The sequence below is a fragment of the Mesorhizobium sp. RCAM 06353 genome (assembly GCF_059683585.1).
This window is the reverse complement of the sequence record NZ_CM185031.1, coordinates 4,111,101-4,132,150: the sequence shown is the minus strand read 5'-3', so window position 1 is coordinate 4,132,150 and position 21,050 is coordinate 4,111,101. Positions and strand designations below refer to the sequence as shown.

At 62.6% G+C, this 21,050-nt stretch carries 22 protein-coding genes; 6 read left to right on the top strand and 16 right to left on the bottom strand.

Annotated elements, in window-relative coordinates; all coding sequences use genetic code 11:
• Positions 1-16: 16 nt before the first annotated feature.
• Entirely contained in the window at positions 17-916 is a 900-nt protein-coding gene (locus AC56QX_RS19935; protein WP_027043894.1) for a LysR substrate-binding domain-containing protein, read from the bottom strand.
• Positions 917-1,145: 229 nt separating this feature from the next.
• Between AC56QX_RS19935 and AC56QX_RS19930 the strand changes: the two genes are divergently transcribed.
• The 3 genes from AC56QX_RS19930 (at position 1,146) to AC56QX_RS19920 (ending at position 3,114) form a co-directional block, all read left to right on the top strand.
• Entirely contained in the window at positions 1,146-1,331 is a 186-nt protein-coding gene (locus tag AC56QX_RS19930) for a hypothetical protein (protein WP_497110154.1), read from the top strand.
• A gap of 363 nt (positions 1,332-1,694) precedes the next feature.
• Positions 1,695-1,829, top strand: a complete 135-nt coding sequence (locus AC56QX_RS19925) for a hypothetical protein (RefSeq protein WP_013894968.1) — start codon at positions 1,695-1,697, stop codon at positions 1,827-1,829.
• Between the two features lie 346 nt (positions 1,830-2,175).
• Entirely contained in the window at positions 2,176-3,114 is a 939-nt protein-coding gene (locus AC56QX_RS19920; RefSeq protein WP_348647147.1) for a GlxA family transcriptional regulator, read from the top strand.
• An 8-nt stretch (positions 3,115-3,122) separates the two neighbouring features.
• Here the strand turns inward: AC56QX_RS19920 and AC56QX_RS19915 are convergent, their stop codons facing one another.
• The 5 genes from AC56QX_RS19915 to AC56QX_RS19895 all read right to left on the bottom strand — a co-directional run bounded on the left by AC56QX_RS19915 (position 3,123) and on the right by AC56QX_RS19895 (position 9,333).
• Entirely contained in the window at positions 3,123-3,932 is an 810-nt protein-coding gene (locus AC56QX_RS19915) for an ABC transporter ATP-binding protein (RefSeq protein WP_497110153.1), read from the bottom strand.
• Positions 3,917-4,690 (bottom strand): ABC transporter permease, encoded by a 774-nt coding sequence (locus tag AC56QX_RS19910; protein ID WP_497117816.1) that lies wholly within the window; start codon positions 4,688-4,690, stop codon positions 3,917-3,919. The genes AC56QX_RS19915 and AC56QX_RS19910 overlap by 16 nt, the downstream gene beginning before the upstream one ends.
• 87 nt (positions 4,691-4,777) lie before the next feature.
• Positions 4,778-5,728: an ABC transporter substrate-binding protein gene (locus tag AC56QX_RS19905; RefSeq protein ID WP_497110152.1), complete on the bottom strand. Its 951-nt coding sequence runs from the start codon at positions 5,726-5,728 to the stop codon at positions 4,778-4,780.
• Between the two features lie 98 nt (positions 5,729-5,826).
• A complete protein-coding gene (locus AC56QX_RS19900) occupies positions 5,827-6,675 on the bottom strand; it encodes a DUF1194 domain-containing protein (RefSeq protein ID WP_497110151.1) in 849 nt (282 codons plus the stop codon).
• Positions 6,676-6,771: 96 nt separating this feature from the next.
• Complete coding sequence (locus AC56QX_RS19895) at positions 6,772-9,333, bottom strand: GcvT family protein (protein WP_497110150.1); 2,562 nt, start codon at positions 9,331-9,333, stop codon at positions 6,772-6,774.
• Between the two features lie 201 nt (positions 9,334-9,534).
• On the opposite strand from AC56QX_RS19895, the gene AC56QX_RS19890 reads away from it, so the two are divergent.
• Positions 9,535-10,311: an IclR family transcriptional regulator gene (locus AC56QX_RS19890; RefSeq protein WP_497110149.1), complete on the top strand. Its 777-nt coding sequence runs from the start codon at positions 9,535-9,537 to the stop codon at positions 10,309-10,311.
• 12 nt (positions 10,312-10,323) lie between these two features.
• Here AC56QX_RS19890 and AC56QX_RS19885 read toward each other — a convergent pair whose 3' ends face one another.
• Together AC56QX_RS19885 and AC56QX_RS19880 are read right to left on the bottom strand one after the other, a co-directional pair.
• A complete protein-coding gene (locus AC56QX_RS19885) occupies positions 10,324-11,163 on the bottom strand; it encodes an SDR family NAD(P)-dependent oxidoreductase (protein WP_497110148.1) in 840 nt (279 codons plus the stop codon).
• 18 nt (positions 11,164-11,181) lie between these two features.
• Positions 11,182-12,021: an alpha/beta fold hydrolase gene (locus tag AC56QX_RS19880; RefSeq protein WP_497110147.1), complete on the bottom strand. Its 840-nt coding sequence runs from the start codon at positions 12,019-12,021 to the stop codon at positions 11,182-11,184.
• On the opposite strand from AC56QX_RS19880, the gene AC56QX_RS19875 reads away from it, so the two are divergent.
• Positions 12,014-12,301: a hypothetical protein gene (locus AC56QX_RS19875; RefSeq protein ID WP_497110146.1), complete on the top strand. Its 288-nt coding sequence runs from the start codon at positions 12,014-12,016 to the stop codon at positions 12,299-12,301. The genes AC56QX_RS19880 and AC56QX_RS19875 overlap by 8 nt on opposite strands.
• Positions 12,302-12,373: 72 nt before the next feature.
• On the opposite strand, the gene AC56QX_RS19870 is transcribed toward AC56QX_RS19875, so the two are convergent.
• The 8 genes from AC56QX_RS19870 to AC56QX_RS19835 form a co-directional block, all read right to left on the bottom strand.
• On the bottom strand, positions 12,374-13,132 hold the full coding sequence (locus AC56QX_RS19870; protein ID WP_497110145.1) for an FkbM family methyltransferase: 759 nt from the start codon (positions 13,130-13,132) through the stop codon (positions 12,374-12,376).
• Positions 13,129-14,361, bottom strand: a complete 1,233-nt coding sequence (locus tag AC56QX_RS19865) for a hypothetical protein (RefSeq protein ID WP_497110144.1) — start codon at positions 14,359-14,361, stop codon at positions 13,129-13,131. The genes AC56QX_RS19870 and AC56QX_RS19865 overlap by 4 nt, the downstream gene beginning before the upstream one ends.
• Before the next feature lie 8 nt (positions 14,362-14,369).
• Positions 14,370-15,800 carry an aspartate aminotransferase family protein gene (locus AC56QX_RS19860; protein WP_497117815.1) on the bottom strand — a complete coding sequence of 477 codons (1,431 nt, stop codon included), beginning with the start codon at positions 15,798-15,800 and terminating at the stop codon, positions 14,370-14,372.
• Between the two features lie 105 nt (positions 15,801-15,905).
• Positions 15,906-16,913 carry an NAD-dependent epimerase/dehydratase family protein gene (locus tag AC56QX_RS19855; RefSeq protein ID WP_497110143.1) on the bottom strand — a complete coding sequence of 336 codons (1,008 nt, stop codon included), beginning with the start codon at positions 16,911-16,913 and terminating at the stop codon, positions 15,906-15,908.
• Positions 16,910-17,359 carry an EamA family transporter gene (locus AC56QX_RS19850; RefSeq protein ID WP_497110142.1) on the bottom strand — a complete coding sequence of 150 codons (450 nt, stop codon included), beginning with the start codon at positions 17,357-17,359 and terminating at the stop codon, positions 16,910-16,912. Before AC56QX_RS19850 ends, AC56QX_RS19855 begins: the two co-directional genes overlap by 4 nt.
• Before the next feature lie 124 nt (positions 17,360-17,483).
• Positions 17,484-18,833, bottom strand: a complete 1,350-nt coding sequence (locus tag AC56QX_RS19845) for an FAD-binding oxidoreductase (RefSeq protein ID WP_497110141.1) — start codon at positions 18,831-18,833, stop codon at positions 17,484-17,486.
• A 2-nt stretch (positions 18,834-18,835) separates the two neighbouring features.
• Positions 18,836-20,269, bottom strand: a complete 1,434-nt coding sequence (locus AC56QX_RS19840) for a UbiA family prenyltransferase (RefSeq protein ID WP_497110140.1) — start codon at positions 20,267-20,269, stop codon at positions 18,836-18,838.
• A 226-nt stretch (positions 20,270-20,495) separates the two neighbouring features.
• Positions 20,496-20,759 (bottom strand): hypothetical protein, encoded by a 264-nt coding sequence (locus tag AC56QX_RS19835; protein ID WP_497110139.1) that lies wholly within the window; start codon positions 20,757-20,759, stop codon positions 20,496-20,498.
• Between the two features lie 78 nt (positions 20,760-20,837).
• On the opposite strand from AC56QX_RS19835, the gene AC56QX_RS19830 reads away from it, so the two are divergent.
• Positions 20,838-21,050: a hypothetical protein gene (locus tag AC56QX_RS19830; RefSeq protein ID WP_497110138.1), complete on the top strand. Its 213-nt coding sequence runs from the start codon at positions 20,838-20,840 to the stop codon at positions 21,048-21,050.

Genomic DNA, 21,050 nt, shown 5'->3' with positions numbered 1-21,050 from the left:
GTCTGATCCGGGCGGATCAGAACTTGCCGGTTTCCCGGAACACTTCGAACGTTGCGCGGATGTGGTCGGCCACCGCCTTGACCGGCGCGCTGGCGTCCGGTGCCACCACCATGGCGAGATTGTAGGTGCCGATATCGGGCATGCCGTCCTTCGGGCAGAGTTCGACCATGTCGTTGCCGAGGAATGATCGCGGCAGCGGTGCAACCGCCAGGTCGGCCATGATCGCGGCGCGCTGGCCGGCTGTATGCGCGCTCATATAGGCGACGCGATAGTTGCGGCCTTCGCGTCCCAGCGCATCGAGCGCACCCGCCCGCCAGGCGCAGCCCTCTTCCCACAGCGATACCGGCAACGGCTCGCGCAGATGGGCGCAACCGCCCTTGGCGCCGGCCCAGACGATCGGCTCGGTCAAAAGCACCTCGGCGCCGAGTGCGCTGGTCTTGTAGGAATTGGTCAGAAGCGTGATGTCGAGCGCCCGGTCATCCATGCGCCGGCGCAAATTGCTGCTCTGGTCGATGGTGACGTCGACGGCGATCGACGGATGCGACTGGGCGAAGCGCTTCAGCACATGCGGCAGCACGCGCTCGCCGTAATCATCCGGCGAACCCAGCCGCACCACGCCGACAATCTCGGGAATGATGAACTTCGACACCACCTCGCGGTTGATCGACAAAAGCCGGCGGGCATAGCCGAGCAGCATCTCGCCGTCCGTGGTCAGCGACACCGAGCGGGCGTCGCGCGCGAACACCGAGCGGCCAAGAATGTCCTCCAGCTTCTTGATCTGCATGGAGACAGCCGAGGGCGTGCGGAACACGGCATTGGCGGCGGTGGTGAAGCTCCCGGTCTCGGCAATCGCCACGAAAGTGCGCAAAACATCGAGATCGAGCAGCGGCAGCGGATGATTGAGCGGGGCGTTCATGGCAACCGACCTTCAATTTTTCTGATACAAAGCATCATTCCATTTCGTTTGATTGAACATCAGATTAGGAGGATAGTCAACTCCATCGAAGCAGGTAGCTGCCACAAGCAGCCACGAAACGACCACGACGCAGACCTGCAATCGACATGAAATGGGGTTGAAACACGCCGCGTGTGAGCCCCACAGCAAAGGTCGGAATGGCTCCGGCCCGCCACCAAAGGAGAATGAAATGTCTATCCTGTCATCCCTCGGTCGCATCGCGACTGAATTCAGCGAGGCACGCGCCCGCTACCAGACCGAACGTGCCATCCGCTCCCTGCCGATCGAACTGCAGAAGGATATCGGCTGGCCTGAAGCTTCCGACACCAAGACCGGCATTCGCAACGGCGCTGGATCGTGGGCTGGAGCAAAGTAAACCGTGTGTATCAAATGCTGAAGGCCTGCCGCGCGCACCCAGCCCGGCAGGCCTTCTCAATTTTACCCCTTGGGCCCCTGCACTTTATTTGCATTCAAATGAGTTTCAGAGCCATGTCGCCAACGCATGACGCATATGAGCAAGCCGCATAGCAGCTCAAATTTTGAATTAATGCCTTGTAAACAATCATAATTTTCGAGCACGCTGCCCAAATTTGTCGCATTCGGTGTCGCATTTCATATCAAGCGCTTCGCTTTTGCGATTTAGTTTTTACTCACACAAGCCTATATCACAGCCAGCAAACGAGCTGCCCCACTCCATCAAGCGAAGGCGACCCGTCTGAGCAACCGATTGGAGATGATCATGAAGCTTTTTGCCCGCCTCTTCGCCCGCCGCGAAATGAACCTGACCACCGCTCTCGAGCGTCAGCGCCTTGCCAACACCATGCCCGGCCAGACCGGCGCCATGGCTGCGGCGCGCCTCGGCTTCGTCGCCTGAAGATTTCTCCCAGGCAGCGCCTCCCTGCCGCTGCTTTAAAACTGTAACGCCGCCTGACTCCAGCCAAGGCGGCGTTTTTGTTTCGACGTTGAACATTTTGCCTGTCGCTTGAACAGTTGATGCCGCTCGCCGGCGCAGCGCCGCACAGCAATTGCCCATTTGCGACCCATGTCGCAAATTTTGTCTCGTCAAGGCAGCGTAGCCGATTGACAAGCAAGGTTTTTCCTGATGACGCTATGCTATTCGCGACATCCTGTTCGCGCCATGGCTGCGTGAGGTTCCCTTGAACGCCGTAAAGCATCCGATCAAGCGATCGTTTGTGTTCTTCCTTGTTCCCGATTTCACCATGATCGCTTTTGCGACCGCGCTCGACCCGCTGCGCTCGGCCAATCGCATGCTTGGCTACGAGGCCTATCGCTGGCGCCTGGCCAGCATCGACGGCAAGCCGGTGCGGGCCTCGAACGGCGTCGAATGCGCGGTCAACACCTCGCTGGAGGAAGAACGCAAGAAGATGGCCGGCCCCGACCGGCCCAACATGGCCATCGTCTGCAGCGGCATCAATGTCGAGCGCTACCAGAACAAGTCGGCCTTCGCCTGGCTGCGCGAAGAGTACAACCGCGGCGTCGCCGTCGGCGGCCTGTGCACTGGCGCGCATATCCTCGCTGCTGCCGGCCTCTTGTCCAACAAGCGCTGCGCCATCCATTGGGAAAACCTGCCGGGCTTTTCCGAGGCGTTTCCGAAGGCCAATGTCTTTGCCGACCTCTTCGAGATCGACCAGAACATCTACACCTGCGCCGGCGGCACCGCCGCGCTCGACATGATGCTGAAGCTGATCGGCGACGATTTCGACGAGAGCCTCGTCAACCGGGTCTGCGAACAGGTGCTGACCGACCGTGTGCGCAGCCCGACCGACCGCCAGCGCCTGCCGCTGCGCGCGCGCCTCGGCGTGCAGAACTCGAAGGTGCTGACCATTATCGAGCTGATGGAAGGCAATCTGTCCGAGCCGCTGTCGCTGATCGAGATCGCCGACCATGTCGACCTGTCGCGCCGCCAGATCGAGCGGCTGTTCCGCACCGAGATGGGCCGCTCCCCCGCCCGCTACTACCTGGAAATCCGGCTCGACCGCGCCCGGCATCTGCTGATCCAGTCCTCGATGCCGGTGGTCGAGGTGGCGGTCGCCTGCGGCTTCGTCTCGGCATCGCATTTCTCGAAATGCTACCGCGAGCTCTATGCCCGCTCGCCTCAGCAGGAGCGCGTCGACCGCAAGCAGCTGCTGGCGGCCTGATCCCCGGATCAGGCCTCGGTCGGCTGCGCCTGTGCCGTGCGCATCGCTTCGACGCGGATGTCCTCGGTCAGCCGCGCCTTCAACGCGGAGAATTCCGGACTGGTCTTCAGCGTGTAGTGGCGCGGATGCGGCAGGTCGATGGCGACATCCGATTTGATGCGGCCGGGCCGCGCCGTCATCACGATGACGCGCGAGGCCATGAAGATCGCTTCCTCGATGTCGTGGGTGACGAACAGCACCGTCTTCTTGCGCCGTTCCCAGATCCCGAGCAGAAGTTCCTGCATCAGCCCGCGCGTCTGGTTGTCGAGCGCGCCGAACGGCTCGTCCAGCAACAGGATCGCGGGATCGTTGGCCAGCGCCCGAGCAATCGCCGTGCGCTGCTGCATACCGCCGGACAGCTGCTTCGGCCAATGGTTCTCGAACCCCTTCAGCCCGACGAGGTCGACATAGGACGCGACGATACCGTCCCGCTCCTTTTGCGCCATGCCGCGTTCGCGCAGGCCGAAGGCGATGTTTTCGGCCACCGTCAGCCACGGGAACAGCGTGTAGGACTGGAAGACCATGCCGCGGTCCGGCCCCGGCCGCGTCACCGCCTTGCCGTCAAGAAGCACGCGACCCTCGCTCGGCGCCTCGAGACCAGCGACGATCCTCAGCAGTGTCGACTTTCCGCAGCCGGACGGCCCCAGAATGGTGATGAAATCATTGGCGGCGACCGCCAGGTCGACCGGCATCAGCGCCTTGACCGGCTGTCCGCCGCGCACGCCTGCAAAGGTGCGCGAGACGCCCTCGACGAGAAGCTTGCTCACGCCAGGCTCCATGGAAAGAGCCAGCGGTTGAAGGCCTTGAAGGCGAAATCGGACAGCAGCCCGATCAGCCCGATGACGATGATGCCGAAGATGATCTGTCCGGTCGCCAGCCGCGACTGGCTGTTGATGATCATGTAGCCGATGCCCGACGACGAGCCGATCAGCTCGGCGACGATGACATAGGTCCAGGCCCAGCCGAGCACCAGCCGCAGCGTTTCGGCGATTTCGGGCGCATTGGCCGGCATGATCACCCGTCTGACGATGCCATTGTTGGTGGAGCCCAGCGTATAGGCGGCCTCGACCAGGTCGCGCCGCGTGGAGCCGACCTTGACGGCGACGATCAGGATGATCTGGAACACCGAACCGACGAAGATGACCAGCAGCTTTTCCAGCTCGCCGATGCCGGCCCACAGGATGAGCAGCGGAATGAAGGCCGACGCCGGCAGATAGCGGGCGAAGGAGACGAAGGGCTCCAGGAACGCTTCCACCGGCTTCCAGGCGCCCATGGCGATGCCGATCGGCACGGCGACGACCGAGGCCAGCACAAAGCCGCCAAAAACCCGCCAGATGGTGATCAATATGTCGAGCCAGAACCGGTCCTCGACCAGCAGCCGCCAGCCGTCGCTCAGCATCGACAACGGATCGGCGAGGAAGATGCGGTTGACGTGGCCGCCAAGCGTGATCCAGGCCCAGAAGGCGACGAACAGCACGAAGAAGGAAATGCCAAGCACGGTTCGCAGGCCCGGCGAGACTGGATGCAAGGGGCGCATCTTCACATCGTCCCCATCAAATGGTCACGTGTCCAGGAGAAGACGGCGGCGCCAGGCGCCGCCGCAGGGTGGGCAAAGGCCGGACGATCAGTTCGCCACCGCGCTGGTGTCGGCCAGCGTGGCGACATCGGGCGCTTCCTTGATCAGCCCCATCTGCAGCAGCAGATCGCCGGCGGTCTTGGAAAAATCCTGGAATTCCTTGGTGAAGAACTGCTGGTTGTCGGCCTTGTCGGCCCATTTCAGGTACTTCGCCGAATCCTCGAATTCCTTGGCCGACTGCTTCACGTCGGCGCCCATGATCTCGTAGGATTTCTGCGGATCCTTCTTGATCAGGTCGAGCGCCTCGAAATAGCTGTCGGCAAGCGCCTTGGCCGCGTCGGGATTGGCCTTGAGGAATTCAGGCGTGCAGCCGACCGTGTCGAGCACCATCGGATAGTCGAGCGTGGTCGCCAGGATGTGGCCCTGGTCGGACTTGTCGCGTACCGCCGAGATGAACGGCTCATAGGTGACGGCCGCATCGTTCTGGCCGGCGAGGAAGGCCTGCGCCGCCGCATCCGGCTCCAGATTGACGACCGTCACGTCCTTGGTCGACATGCCGTTCTTGTTCAGCACCCAGGCGAGCATGAAATAGGGCGACGTGCCCGGCGCCGAGGAAGCGACGTTCTTGCCCTTGAGATCGGCGACGGTCTTGATGTCGTTGCGCACGACGATGCCGTCCGCGCCGTAGGACTTGTCGAGCTGAAAAATCTGCTTGGTGGTCACGCCGCTGGCATTCCACACCAGCCAGGTCTCGACCGTGGTGGCGGCGCATTGCAGGTCGCCGCTGGCGATGGCGAGCGGACGGCTGGCCTGCGGCACCTTCTTCAAGGTCACGTCGAGGCCGTGCTTCTCGAAAAGGCCTGCCTGCTTGGCAAGCGTCAGCGGTGCAAAGCCGGTCCAGCCGCTGATGCCGATGGTGACCGAGGTGGCGGCCATCACCGGCGCGGACAATCCGGCGGCAAGCGTCAAAGTTGCGGCGAAAACGGCGATCCTGTTCATGTGAGTTCCCCTTTTGTTTTATCTCGGGGGATTTTTCTCACAGACGCCAATCGGCTTGTCAATCAACAGGATGGTGAGGCATGTCCCTGGGATAAGGCCTAGCGGCTGTCCAACATCCAACTGCGGTTGCGCCACATCTTCTCGCCGATCTGGCAGTCGCTGGCCGGCTTGTCCTGCGTCAGCACCACTGGCGGGTGATCCGCCTCCTCCGCCGCCCATTGCGGCGACGCCGGGCCGGCAAGCTCCAGCACCAGCTTGCGGCGTATAGCTTCGGGAAATTGCGTCCAGTCGTTGACCGGGATCATGAACGCTCCGGGGCCGCCGATGACGCAGTCGCTGTAGTAGCGGTCGAGATCGTTGACATCGTAGGCGCCGGAAAAGCCGCCCCGCGTCATCAGCGGCAGGCCGTTGATGACAATGCCTTGCCTGACCACGCCGTCGCGGGTGAGATTGACCGGCGCGCCCTGATTGTTGGGTCCGTCGCCGGAAATATCGATGACACGCTTGGTGCCCTGGTAGCCGCTTTCGGCGAAAAGGTCGCTGCCGAACTCCAGCGCACCGGAGATCGAGGTCCGGCGCGCGCTGTCGGGCGGATGCGCCGACATTTGCGCAACCACCCGCTCGGCGTCGGCGCGGTTGGCGATGACAGTCCATGGCACGATGACGCGTTGCCAGCTGGTGCCGGCCCATTCGACATAGGTGACGGCGATCTTGCCATAGGCGCCATCGGCGATCGCTTGCAGCACATTGTCATGCGTCAGCGCCGCCGCGTAGCCATGACGCTGGATCTCGAGCTCGTCCGCCGACATCGACAGCGAAACGTCGACCGCCAGCACCAGTTCGACATCGACCGGGTCGTCGGCGCGGGATCCCGGCGCCAGCCAGAACATCAGCGCCAGCGCGGCACAGCCCGAAAGGAGATGTCTTGCGCAGGAGAAAGCAGACATGCTGCAAGGGTAAGCGAAAACCGCTCGCTTAAAAAGACAAAAGCCCGGCTCAAAGCCAGGCTTTTGCGATCAATCCATTGCTCCATCAGCAGGAGGTCAGCTGCGCGGCTTGAGGTTCTCCGGGTCGTACAGCGGCTTGTAGCCGACACCTGCGACCTCGACCGGATACGTCTCGCCGAAATACTCGACCTTGAGCTTGCGGCCTTCCTGCGCATACGAATGCGGCAGATAGGCAAGCGCGATGTTCTTGCCGATGGTCGGGCCATAGGCGACCGATGTGGTGAAGGAGCGGCGGCCGAGTTCGTCGACCAGCGTCTCGCCGGTGGCCGGATCCATCACCGGCATAATGCCCACGGGATAGCGCGCCACGCCCTTGGAATCGGTGTTTTCGGTCATCACCAGCGTGCACAAAGTCGCCGGCTGGTGCTCGCGGGCGCGGTATTCGACATGCTTGGCCTTGCCGCAGAAATCGTTCTCCTTGACCTTCGGCCGCGCGAGATCGGCTTCGAGCAGATTGTACTCGGTCAGAAGGTCGGCGTTCTGCAGCCGCAGGCTCTTTTCCATGCGCCGCGTATTGGCATAGGTCTCGACGCCGAACGGCATCACGCCGGTCGAGCGCAGCGCGTCCCAGACGGCCAGGCCGTCCTCATAGCGCATGTGCAGTTCCCAGCCCTGCTCGCCGACATAGGAAATGCGGAAAGCGGTGACATCCTTGCCGCCGATTCGGACCGGCTTGATTGCCGCGAACGGGAAGTTTTCAATCGACAACCCGTCCGGATTCTCGACCACCTTCTGCAAGGTCGTGCGCGCATTCGGGCCCCAGATGCCGATGGTGACGTAGTTCTCGGTCACATCCGTGATGGTGACATCGAAACCTTTGTCCTGCGCGGTTCGCTGCATGTAGCGGAAGTCGCGCGGGCCGGCGTCGGCGCCGTCGATCAAGCGGCAGCGGTCGGCCATGCGGATGACGGTAAAGTCGGCGCGCACCATGCCCTCCTCGTCGAGGAAGTGAGTGTAGATGCCCTTGCCGATGTTGTTGTCGCCGCCGATCTTGGCCGCGCACAGCCACTCCAGCAGCGCGACATGGTCGGGTCCCTCGATGTCATACATCGAGAAGTGCGACAGGTTGACGATGCCGCAATCCTCGCTCATCGCCAGATGCTCGGCATTGGAGACGCGCCAGAAATGGCGGTTGTCCCATTCGTTCTCACGCACGGGCACCCGGTTGCCATACTTCTCAAGCAGATGCTCGTTGGCGGCATAGCCATGCGCGCGCTCCCAGCCGCCCAGTTCCATGAAGTAGCCGCCGAGTTCCTTCTCGCGCTCCCAGAACGGCGAGCGCCTGATGTTGCGGCCCTTGGAGAACGGCTCGCGCGGATGCACCGCCGGATTGTAAACCTTCATCGCCGTCTCGGTGCAGCGATCCCAGATGAACTGTTCCTTGGTCTGGTGCGGATAGAAGCGCGCGTAGTCGATGGCGTGGTGGTCGATCGCCGTGCGGCCGTCGGTCATCCAGTCGGCGATCAGCTTGCCCATGCCGGGGCCGTCCTTGACCCAGATGGCGACGGCGTACCAGAGCCCCCTCACCTTCTGGCTTTCGCCCATCGACGGGCCGCCATCGGCCGTCACCTGCAACAGGCCGTTGAAGGAATGGCTTTCGTTATAGCCGAGTTCGCCCAGGATCGGCGTCAGTTCCATGGCGCGTTCGAGCGGCGCCAGGATCTGCTCCATGTCGAGGTCGCGCTGCGACGGCGACAGCCGCGCCTCATGCTTTTCCAGCAGGTCGCGCGGATGGCAAAGGCGCGGATTGTTTTCTTCGTAATAGCCCCATTCGATCTGGCCGCCCTCGGCGGTCTTGGGGTCGCCGGTGTCGCGCATATAGGCCGAGTTGCCCTGGTCGCGCAGCAGCGGCCAGCCGATCTCCTTGCCGGTGCCGGCGAACTCATTGTAGGGGCCGAAGAAAGTCAGCGGATGGTCGATCGGCATGACCGGCAGGTCCTCGCCGACCATTTCCGCGATCAGACGGCCCCAGATACCGGCGCAGACGATGACATAGTCCGCCTCGATCGTGCCGCGGTCGGTCACCACGGCGGTGATACGGCCGTCCTTGACGACGAGCGACCTGGCCGACGTGTTGGCGAAGGATTTCAGCTTGCCTGAGGCTTCCGCCTGGTCGACCAGCTTGCCGGCAACGGTCTGCGAGCGCGGAATGACGAGGCCGGCGTCCGGGTCCCACAGCCCGCCCTGCACCATCGCTTCTTCGATCAGCGGAAATTTTTCCTTGATCTCAGCCGGCTCGATCAGGCGCGCCCGCGTGCCGAAAGCCTTGGCCGAAGCGATCTTGCGCTTGATCTCGTCCATGCGGCCGTCGTCGCCGACGCGCGCCACTTCGAGGCCGCCGATGCGGGCGTAGTGGCCCATCTTCTCGTAGAAATCGATGGAATAAAGTGTCGTCCAGCAGGACAGGAAATCGTGGCTGGTCGTGTAGCAGAAGTCGGAAGCATGCGCGGTCGAGCCGATGTCCGTCGGGATGCCCGACTTGTCGATGCCGACAACATCGTCCCATCCGCGCTCGATCAGGTGATGCGCAATCGATGCGCCGACAATACCGCCGAGGCCAATGATGACGACCTTCGCCTTTTTCGGAAACTCTGCCATTGCCCGCGACTCCAAAGTGATAAAGCGGGCGGACTATAGGGCGGAGCGGTGGGCCTGATGAAGCCTGTTTGCGACATTGGCAAAAAGCCGAGCGACCAGACAGCAGAATGCCTCACTTAGACAGCTCCTGCGCGGAGCCGGACTAGCCATCATTGCCGGCTTATGGCTAGGCTTTGGCCGCAGCAATCCGGTGCAATCGATATGGCAAGCAAGAACGACGGCCCGCAATCGATCGAGCGCGTGGCGCGCATCCTCGAATGTCTGACGTCGGAGCCCGTCGTCGGCGAGCGGCTGTCCGACATCGCCGCCCGTTGCGGCTATGCCAAGCCGATCGCTCACCGGACGCTGAACGCGCTTGTCGATGTCGGCTATGTCGAACAGGATCCAGAGACGCGCCGCTACCGGCTTGGGCTGGAGATTTTCGCCCTGGCCGCCGCCGCCGGCAGCCGCATCAGTATTCTCCACCTCGCCCAGACCGCGATCGCCCAGCTTGCGGCCAAGCACGGCGACACATTTTTCCTCTATGTCCGCAACCGCACCAACGCTGTCTGCATAGACCGCATCAGCGGGTCTTTTCCGATCAAGGCGCAAACCATCAATGTCGGCGACCGTGTCCCCCTGGGCGGCAGCGCCGGCAGCCTCGCCATCCTGGCGAGCGTCAAGGAAGACGAGCTCGATCGGCTGATCGACATCAACATGCCGATGCTCGGCCACCTGTCGAAATTCGACCCGTCGCGGCTGCACCAACTCGTGGCTGAAACGCGCGAGCGCGGCTACGCGCTGTATGAAGGTGCGATCGTCCCCGGCATGAGTGCGGCGGCGCTGCCGATCCATGATGGGCAGCGCAATGTCGTCGCCTCGATCAGCATTGTTGCACTCTCCGATCGGCTCACGCGTCAGCGCCTGCCGCAGATCATCGACGACATGGCGGAGGCCGTCCGCCTGATCGAGCAGCGTTCCGGATACAGCCGGCTCTGAGCAAGGCCAAGATCATGCGCAGCGCACGCTGAGGCCGCCGTCGACCACCAGCAGATGGCCGGTTATGTAGCGGGCCTCGCGGCTGGCCAGGAACACGCCCGCATTGGCGACATCCCACGCGTCGCCGGTAAACCCCATCGGGCAGAGCGCCGCGCGTTCGCTGGCGGCGGCCTTCCCGTCGTCGCCGTAGCGCTGGGCCAGCTGGTTCTGCACCAGTGACGTATGCAGCAACCCAGGCACGATGGCGTTGGCGCGAATGCCACGGGCGGCGTTCTCAAGCGCCAGCTGCACCGTGAACTGGTTGAGTGCCGCCTTCGATGCGGCATAGGCGGCGTAAGCGATACCGGGGTAGCGGATGGAGCCGACGGTCGAGATGTTGGTTATGACACCACCGCCCGGCTGCGCAAGCATCTGCCGCAGCGCAAGCCGGCTGGCAAGGAATGGCGCTCGGGCGTTGATCGCGAACGCCCGATCCCACGTCGCGGTCGTCATCGCATCGATCGCCGCGACGTCGGCGATGCCGGCATTGTTGTGCAGGATATCGATCCGGCCGAACGTTTCGAGCACGCACTCGAACACCCTCTCGACTTCAGCCTCGTCGTCAGCCCGCGCCTCGATCGCCAGCGCATGGCCGCCGGCAGCCTTTACCAGTGTTGCCGTGGCCTCGGCCCGTTCCCGATAGAGGTCCACCGCGACGACACTGGCACCGGCGAGAGCATAGGCCAGTGCCGCCGCCTGGCCGTTGCTCAGAATGCTGCCGGACGAGCCGGCCCCAAAAACGACGGCGATCGCGCCGACCAGACGGTCGGACTGTTCTGGCGCATGCGGCGGCAACGCTACCTTGCCGGCCAATCGGTCTCGCTGCACCGATCAGCCCCGGCGGCTCAGAAACCGCACGACCGCGGCGTTGAACGGCTCTGGCCTCTCGAGGAACATGAAATGCGCCCCGCCATCCTCGGCGTCGGTGATGACAAGCTCGACATCGGCGATCTGGCTGGCGATCCAACGCTGTGATCGCACCGAGACGTGGCTGACCATGCCGCCGAATACCAGCACGGGCCGGTCGATCCGCCTGAAGATATCGCGCCAGTCCAGCGATGCATGATCGATCAGCAGGGAGGCGGCCGCTTGCGGCGCCACGCGCAGGTTCTCGGCAACGACCCAGCGGTGCAAGGCAGGATCGATTGCCTTGGTGACCATCGAGCCGACAAAAGCCTCGCGCACTGAAGCCCCGTCAGCTCCAACGATCTGGGCGGCAATGGCGCCCAGCGACGTTGCATCGAAGATGGCGCCGGCATCGGCGACCGCTTCGTCGTCCATGCCGGGCTGGTGCATGACCGCCGCCGGCTCGTCGACGAAAATCAGGCTGCGCAGTCTGGCCGTGCCGAAAAGGTCGATATAGCTCCACAGCACCGAAGCGCCCATCGACCAGCCCAATGCCGATAGCGAAGCGATCTCCTCATGGTCTAGCAATTCGTGCACATCTCTGGCGAACCGCGAAACTCGGTAGCCATGGTCGGCATCCGCCGACTGGCCATGACCGCGAAAATCGAGCGCGATAACCCGGTGCGATTTGCTGAAGGTGTCGATCTGGTTGCGAAACATCGCCGCCGATTGCGACCAGCCCGGCAGCAGCAGAAGCGGCGATCCCTCACCTGTAACGCTGTATGCCAGATGCGCGCCGTCCGACGTCTGGAACGTCTTGTCCATCATTCCTCCCGAAAATGCTGTCATCCCGCTGTTGGCCCTGCCCCACGCACCTCCACGCGTGTCCTGCATCGCGGCCGCCACCGTGGAAGTGCAGGTGGCGGAACAAAGCCATTACCAACGTCGCACAGACTTTTTCGTTGAAGAATATCCGGTTACCGATTTGCGCCTCAAGACAGCGAAAATATTTCAGAAACAAGCCAAAAAGTGGCCTGTTTTTCACCTGTCGGGAATACGAATTCTCACAGGCGTAACATGGCCTGAAAGTCATGCCGCCAGCTAGGCCTGTCGGCCCGAAAACCAACGATGCGGCTGCCTCATCGTCCGCTAAGTTACTCGACTCTGGCAGTTAGCTTCAGGCGAAAGCCCAGATATCCTCGGCCTGGAAGCCGACCTGGTAGCCCGCCGTCTTCAGCTTGACGACGACCTGGCCGATCTCGGTCGCTGGCAACGCACCGACTTCCACCTTGATCATGCCTGGGCGGTAGCGCTTGAGGTCGAGCTGTTCGAAGACGATCCAGTCGGCACCTTCGCAATCGACGAGGAAGGCATCGATACGGGTGATGCCATTGCGGTCGAGCAGCGTTTGCAGCGTTTCCGATGGCACTTCGGTGTCCTTCAGGTGCGGCGCGAATTTGTTGAAATTGGCGTCGGCCTCACCCCAGGCATTCTTGCCCGACATCAGATTGGTATCGGTCACCGACGAGCAGCCGATGAACTCGATCGGCAGCGTGCCGGCCTCGAGGGCGGCGGCGTCGAAAGTGTGGACGGTGATCGTGCCCTTGGTCCTGGTCACGGCTACCGGCTCGATGATGAAGCGGTCCGTATCGGGATAGTTGGCGCGCAGCCGCTTCTGATTGTACGGGATCGGCTCGACCAGCATGGCGCGGGCGCCGGAAATCTTGTGCAGCCACGGCGTCACATCGTCGAACAGCGCGCCATCGCAGGCACCGACATTGACCATCTGGAACGGCTCCCCTGCCCCACCGAAGCGCGCTTTCAGCGCCGCCTTGGCCAGGAATTTCGTACCGCGCAGCGACGGGCCACGATCGAGCAGGCCGGAGGGAAGGCCGAGCGACAAGGCGATGCGCGCCAGGTTGGATAGCGAACTCATGGCTTATCTCCGGGAATGATGTGCAAGGCGGCGCGATGCTGGCCGCGCGCCACGGCTGCCCACAGCGCCATCAACGGCGTTGCCAGCAGCAGGAATGGCGGGATCAGATGTGGAAAATAGATGCGCGTGTCGTGGATCGGGAAGACGGTGAACTTGGCCAGTGCCCCCAGCACCAGCGCCGCGAACAAAATGCCGGCACGGCGGTCGAGACGGAAGCCGCCGCGGCTGGCGGCGAACCAGCCGGCCAGTGCCAGCACCGAAACGCCGACCCAGCTGTTCAGATTGACGGCGCGCAGCAGCGATGTCGCAAACGCCCTGAGATAGGCGGTGACCGAGAACGCCGGCTCGAACCCGTCCATATTGTAGTGCTGCTCGATGCTGGAGAACCACAGATGCGGCCACCAGCCGGGATGATGGGCCCAGTGCGAAATGGCGAAATAGGCGACGAAGGACGCAGCAAAGCCGGCCAGCGCCCCCCACGCCTTCTGCCGGAAAGCGACCAGCAGCACCGCGAAAACGGCAAGGAAAACAATATTATCCGGCCTTACCATGAAGGCGAGGAAGAGCAGGATCGCCGTCGCCACCTCGCGGCCTCTGACATAGGCGTTGAGCCCGCCGAGCAGCAGCGCCGACGTGAGCAGGTCCGGCGTCGAGGCACGCGCCGCATCGCCGAAGCCAGCCATGATCAGCACCGCGCCGACCACCGGCGCCAGCGCCAAGGCCTTTTGCGAGCGCAGCCAGAGCAACGTAATCGCGCCGAACAAGAGCACCGAAAATACCTGCACCAGCCGCATCGCCTCCACCGGCGACATCACTGCGCTCAGCGTCGACAGGATCTCGGCATAGAGGAACTTGATCCGGTACATGCCGAGCAGCGAATGGAAATCGGCGGCATTGTCCGTCATGTGGCTGCGGAAGCCGCCGCCATCGTCGGTCAGCGCCTTGTAGTCGCCGGCCGAAACGCCTGATTTGACGGTGCTGTAGGCATAGTCATGCAGTGCCTGCGCATCGGGATAGCTGCCTTCCTCTGAGATGGCGAGATAGGGCAGCATGTCCCAGTTGGCGTCCGGCATCACCCAGGCCGTGAACGCCGTCAAAAGGATGTAGAGCGCGAAAGCCGCCGCGCCGATGGGTGCGGCCAGCCGCGCATAGGTCCCCTCGCCCCACGCCAGACCGGCCTCGGTGAGTCGGTCGAGCGGGTTTTTCGCAGCGGGAGACTTGGTCAGCATTGTTGAACTCAGCGAACCTGGCTTTTGACGAAATCCTTGACGATCGAAACGATGCCGCGCGACAAGAGGCTGTCGAAGGCATCGACGAAGCGGTCGACATGCTCGCGCTGGCAGATCAACGGCGGCTCGAGCCGGATGACGTTGCGGTTGTATTCGGTGAAGGCGACGAGCACGTCATAGTCGCGCAGCAACAGCGCGCCGACGAAGCCGGACAGCGATCCCTTCAGCTTGTCGTCGAGCACGCTGACGATCGGGCGCAGCACCATCGGCAAAGTCTGCGAGAAGTCATGAAACTCCAGGCCGACCATGAAGCCCTTGCCGCGCACATCCTTGATGATCTTCGGATACTTCTCCTTGAGCGCTTGAAGGCGCTGCAGAAGGTAGTCACCGGTAACGGCGGCGTTGTCGATCAGCCCTTCGTCATAGAGCACGTTGAGGCCCTCGATCGCAGTGACGCATGCCTCGCCCATGCCACCGAAGGTTGCCATGGCATGGATCATCGCCGTCTTCGGCGTGCCATAGGCCTTCATGTAGACGTCGCGCTTGGCAATCATCGCACCGACCGCCGCCTTACCGGCGCCGAGCGACTTGGCAAGTGCGGTCACATCAGGAACGACGCCGTAGTGCTCGAAGGCATAGAAACGGCCCGAGCGGCCATAGCCGCACTGCACTTCATCGGCCACCCACAGCACGCCATACTGGTCGCACAGCGCGCGCAGCTTCTGCCAGTATTCGGCAGGGGCCTGGATGATGCCGCCGCCGCCCTGGATGGTTTCGAGCACGATGACGCCCACTTCCGGATCGGAACGGAACAGGCGCTCGACCGCCTCGATGTCGCCGAACGGAATGCGCACCGTGTTCTCGGCCATCTTGAAATCAGCGCGATAAAGCTGGCCGTCGGTGATGCCGAGCACGCCCTTGGTCTTGCCGTGGAAGGAATTCTCGGCATAGATGATTTTCGGCCGCTTCGGGCCGGCGGCGCGCTCGGCGAGCTTCACCGCCGCTTCCATCGCCTCCGAGCCGGACGAGCCCAAAAACACCATGTCGAGATCGCCGGGCGAGCATTTGGTGATGTTGTGCGCCAATGCCGTCGCGTATTGCGACATGAAGGCGATGGCGATTTCCTGGCGCTTTTCCTCCTGGAATTTTCTGCGCGCTTCGAGGATGCGCGGATGGTTGTGGCCGAAGGCCAGCGAACCGAACCCGCCGAAGAAGTCGAGGATCTCGCGGCCGTTCTGGTCGATGTAGAACATGCCTTCGGCACGCTCGATCTTGATCTTGTGGAAGCCGAGCAGCTTCATAAAATGCAGCTGGCCGGGGTTGAGATGCGCCTTGAACAAATCGGTCATGCGGGCGACGTCCATCGCCTTAGCCTGCTCGACGCTGATCAAATCGGGCTTGGCGATGGTGGCGGGCGACAGCGCCGGCGCGCTGACCATGGTGCGCGCATTCGTCTGTTCGGGTTTGGCCATGACGGTCATTTCAATTCTCCTGTCCGCGCACACGACCAGCGTCGTGCGCCATATGACTTTTTGACGAGACCGCTATTCGGCCGGCACGTGTTTGGTGGCCACAGTGGGACCGGCCTTCCTGGCGCGGTACTCACTGTAGGCAGCGATCAGCATGTCCTCGTCGCGATACTGCGGCACCCAGCCGAGCTGGCGTTCGGCCTTGGACACGTCGAGCACGCACTCCTCATCGGCGATCAGATATTGTTCCGGATCCATGATCGGCATGTTCATGAGATCGAGTAGGTCGAGCGTGCGCTTGACCGTCCAGCCGGGCGTCGGCAGCAGGATCGATTTCGAGCCGGCATGCCGGATCAAATCGCCGAGCAATTTCTTCACCGGCGGCGGGTTGAGCGAACCGAGGTTGTAGGCTTCGTTCGGCACGCCGGCCTTCCAAGCCGCGCGAGCGGCTTCCGCACAATCGAAAACAGAAATGAACTGATAGGGGTTGCGGCCCGAACCGATCATCGGCACGGGAAGGTTCCAGTCGATCAGCTTGAACAGTTTTTCCAATATACCGAGCCGGCCGGGGCCGATGATCAGCCGCGGCCGAAACAGCGAGATCGACATGCCGCGCTTGCGCCATTCGGCCGCCAGTTCCTCGGTCTTCTGCTTCGACCAGCCATATTCGCCAAGCGGCGCCACTGGATGCTCCTCGGTCATCGGCTGCGTCACCGTATGGCCGTAGATCATATCGGTCGTGTAGTGGACGAGCCTTAGTGCGCCGGCCTTGTCCATCGCCCGAATGATGTGCTCCGTGCCGTGAAAATTGACCGGGAAGAAGAAATCGTGCCGCTTGGCGCGCACCTGGATCGGCGACAACATCTTGGCCGACAGATTATAGACCATGTCGTCGGCCTGAAGTCCGACGCACGACACCGAAGCCGGCTCGGTCACGTCGCAGCTGACGAAACGGACGTTGCGATAGTGCGGCAGGTCGCTCTTGACGATGTCAACGACGACCACGTCCTCACCATCGGCCACGAGCTTGGGCGCAAGGTGACGACCGACGAAGCCGTCACCGCCGAAAATCACATGTCTCATCGAACGGTCTCGTTTGCAGGGATCTTGTCGGGCGTAAGCGAAGCGGTCTGGTCCTCATGCCCTCGCCCACCCAAGTCTCGACCACTCTGCGCGATCAGCACGGTGCCGACGCAGATGCAGGCGATGCCGGCGATGCGCCAGCCGTTGAGGTCTTCGCGGAAGACGAAATAGGCGAAGATGGCGACAGCGACATAAGCGAGGCTGAGGAAGGGATAGGCGAAGGAGAGCTCGACCTTCGACAGCACATAGAGATGCGAAGCCATCGAAATGACGAAGGTGCAAAGCCCGAGGAACACCCAGGGGCTGAAGACGATCTGCAGCAGCTTGACGAGCGGATTGACGCCCTCGAACGAGATCGGCCCAAGCGACATCATGCCTTGCTTCAGCATCAGCTGCGCAGCGGCATTGGTCATGACCGTAAAGAGAATGAAGACGATATATTTCATGCCTGCTCACCCACCCCGTGTCATCGAGTAATACAAAGCTGAAAAGATTTCGTGAACTCACAAGAATGTTTTGAGTAAACCTTGCAATTAATCACTCGATAACCACGATTCATTCCAATTTTATCTATTCCGCAGCCTCGGCGCCGCGTCGCCGCAGGTCGATGCTGCCAGCCGTGCGCGCCCAGAAATCGGACATGAATGAGGGGTCGCGCAGCGCTTCCAGCCGCGGCCAGTCCACAAAGGAGGCGGCGAAGGTTGCGGAGCTCATGCGCGCATCCTTATAAGGGTTGACCGCGCCGCCTGCCGCGATGGTGATGCGGTCAAGTTCACCAAGCAGAGCAAGCGTCGCCGCTCCCTTGTTGGGGAAATCCAGCGTCAGCGTGTAGCCGGGCCTGGGGAATGACAGCAGCGCCGGCGAGCGGATCGAGCCAAAGCGCTTCAGCACGGTGAGGAAAGACCCCTGCCCGGCCCGCCGGGCAGCGGCGAGCAGCTCCGGCACCACGGCCCGCGCGGCCTCTTCCGGCACCACGCTCTGGTGCTGGAACAGCCCTTTGGGGCCATAAAGCCGGTTCCAGTCGCGCACGCCGTCGAGGGGAAAGAAGAAGCCCTGGTAGCCGGCCTGGCGCGGCACCGTGGCACGGCCTTTCTTCCACCGGTAGGCGGCGTTGAAAGCGGTCAGGAACGGCCGATTGAGCACGTTGAAGGGCGGCTGGAGCGGCACCGCAAGACTACCGCCGGCTCGCGCGGCCGCATGCGAGCCATGCTCGGCGTGGTTGCCGGTGAACAGCAGGCCGCGCCCGCTGTTGTGGCCGCCGGCGAGCTGGTCGATCCAGGCCACCGCATATTCATTGGCCTGGTCCGCCGCCTCGGCCAGATCGAAGAATTCGCCGAGATCGCGAAACGGCGTCGTCTTCTCGACGATGTCCAGCGAAGGCACCCGCATCAACCGGATCGAGGCCGAAAGGATCAGGCCGGTCAGGCCCATGCCGCCGATGGTGGCCGCAAACAGGCGCGTATTGGTGGTGGCTGAGCAGCGATAGGTCTTCCCATCGGACCGCAGCAGAGTGAAGCTCTCCACATGGCAGCCGAACGTGCCGCGCCGATGATGGTTCTTGCCATGCACGTCATTGGCAATGGCGCCGCCGAGCGTCACGAATTGCGTGCCCGGAACGACCGCCGGGAAGAAGCCGCAGGGGGCTGCGTGCGCGATGATATCCGACAGCAGCACGCCGGCATCTGCTTCAAGCACGCCGGTCTCGGCGTTGAAGGCGCGGATGTGGTTCAGGGTCCGCATGTCGACTACCGCCCCGGCCTGGTGCTGGCAGGAATCGCCGTAGGAACGCCCATTGCCATAGGCCAACAGCGACCCGTCCTTCGCCTGACCGCCCTTCAGCAGCGCAATGGCGTCGTCGGCGTGGATCGCATGTGGCGCAGGCGGCGTAGCGAGGCCAAAACTCTGGAACCGGCCGGCCATACCTACCAGCCCCCGATGACCAGCAGCACCGCACCGATCGCCACGACGATCTGGCTGCGCCAGTCGCGGATGATGAAGACGACCGGGTCGTCATGCATCTCGTCGCGCCGCGCCAGGATCCAGACGCGCATGGTGAGGTAGAGCACGATCGGCGCCAGCGGCCAGATCAGCCAGGGATGCGGGTAGAGTTCCCGCACCGCGACACTGTCCATGTAGAGCGCCAGAACCAGCGCCGAAGAAAAGGCCGACGCCATGCCGGCCTGGGCGACGATCTCCTGGTCTTCGGTGCGATAGCCGCGGCCGGCAATGCGTTCGCCGGGCGGAATGGCGGTGGTGCGCAATTCGACGAAGCGCTTCACCAGCGCCAGCGACAAGAAGAAGAAGATCGAGAAGGCGAGCAGCCAGAACGAGACGTCGACGCCGGTCGCGGCCGCACCGGCGAGCACGCGGATCGTATAGAGGCCGGCGAGCGTCAGCACATCAACCAGCAGCATGCGCTTGAACGACAGTGAATAGGCCGTGGTAACGACCATGTAGCCGCCGAGCACACCGAGGAATTGGATTGGCAAAAACAGGCTGATGGCGATGCCGATCGCCAACAGCACGACGATCGCACCGAGGCCGAACGGGATCGACAGTGCGCCGCTGGCGAACGGCCTGTTGCGCTTAGTGACATGCTTGCGGTCGAGTGCGAGATCGAAGAAATCGTTGAGGATATAGATGGCGGACGCCACCGCGCTGAACGAGATGAACGCCAGCAGGCATTGCCAGATCATATTGGTGTTGAAATATTCGTGCGACAGCACCATCGGCACGGCGATCAGCGAGTTCTTCAGCCACTGATGCACGCGCAGCATCTTGACGATGGTCCGCAAGGTCGGCTTCGGCGCCGGCATGGTTTCGGCGCCATGCGCCGCCTGCCAGCGCGCGGCATGACGGTCGGGCGCGACGACGATCGCATTGCGCGCCGCGTCGAAGACCTGGAGATCATGGCGGCTGTTGCCAGCATAGTCGAAACCGCCATCGCCATAGGCTGAGATCAGCGAAGCACGCTTCTTGCCGGACGTGAGATTGTCGAAACCATCGGTCGCCAGCACGCGATCGAAAATGCCGAGATGAGCTGCTATGGCGTCGGCGAATTTGCGCGGCGTGCCGGTCGCCAGCACGATCTTGCGGCCTTCGTTGTGCTCGGTACGGAGCCGCTCGAGCAAGGGCGCGCGATAGGGCAGTGTCGCGGGGTCGATGTCGATACGCTGCGCGATCGCCTGCTTCAGCCGCGCCGGCCCGCCGGCAACCCAGAACGGCACCAGGAAGATATAGAGCGGGTTCTTCTTGAGAAGGAGGAACAAGCCTTCCCACAACAGGTCGGTTGCGATCAGCGTGCCGTCGAGATCGACCGCAAGCGGTATTGCGTTCCTGTCCGACCGCGCGTCCATGTCCTGCCCTGCCCTGCCAGCGTATGATCCGGGAAACCGGAATCTGGTTGCGCGCCGCGTTTCGGCGTCTTGACGCTGGTATAGCGGGGGATGGCGTAGCGAACGTTAAAACGTCTGGTTGCAGGCGGCTGCCGCACCGGTATTTCCGGCGTCATTGTTAAACAACTGCTACCGGAAACGATAAAGGCCGAGCAAATGCCCGGCCTTTCCAGTCATGCCACCCGGATTACTTGATGCGGGCGACACCGCCCGAGATTTCGACGGTTTCCGAGCCGGTCAGGGCTTCGAGGTCACCGTTCGGCAACATGACGAAGCAGCCGTTCGGGCAGAACTCGACGGTTTCACCGCCGGCCAGCGCAAGTTCGGTCTTGCTGCCGCCCTCGGTCACGACCAGCGTGCGGGTCTCGGCGTCCTTGTTGACCGCGCTGGCGGCATGGGCCGAGCCGCTCACGGCGAGCAAGGCGACGGCAGCGACGAGAGACTTCCACATGTTGCAATATCGGTGTTCCCACCGCCTCTGTTGCATTTCGCAAGGCATTTTCGCCCTTTGCATGGAAGCTTATATGAGATGGAAGCTGAACCGCAACTGAATGCCGCATTCATGCCGCAATTGGTTTTGGCATGTCCAATGTCGGCTGCGGGCGCACGCCCAACCCCTGTTAATTTCGCCAACCGGCACGATATGATGCCGAAGGCGGCGAACGCGAAGAAAAGATGCACGACAATTGGCTGGAAACGATCGGCGTTGGAATTGAGTCGCGAAGGATTGCGGCGCGACTGA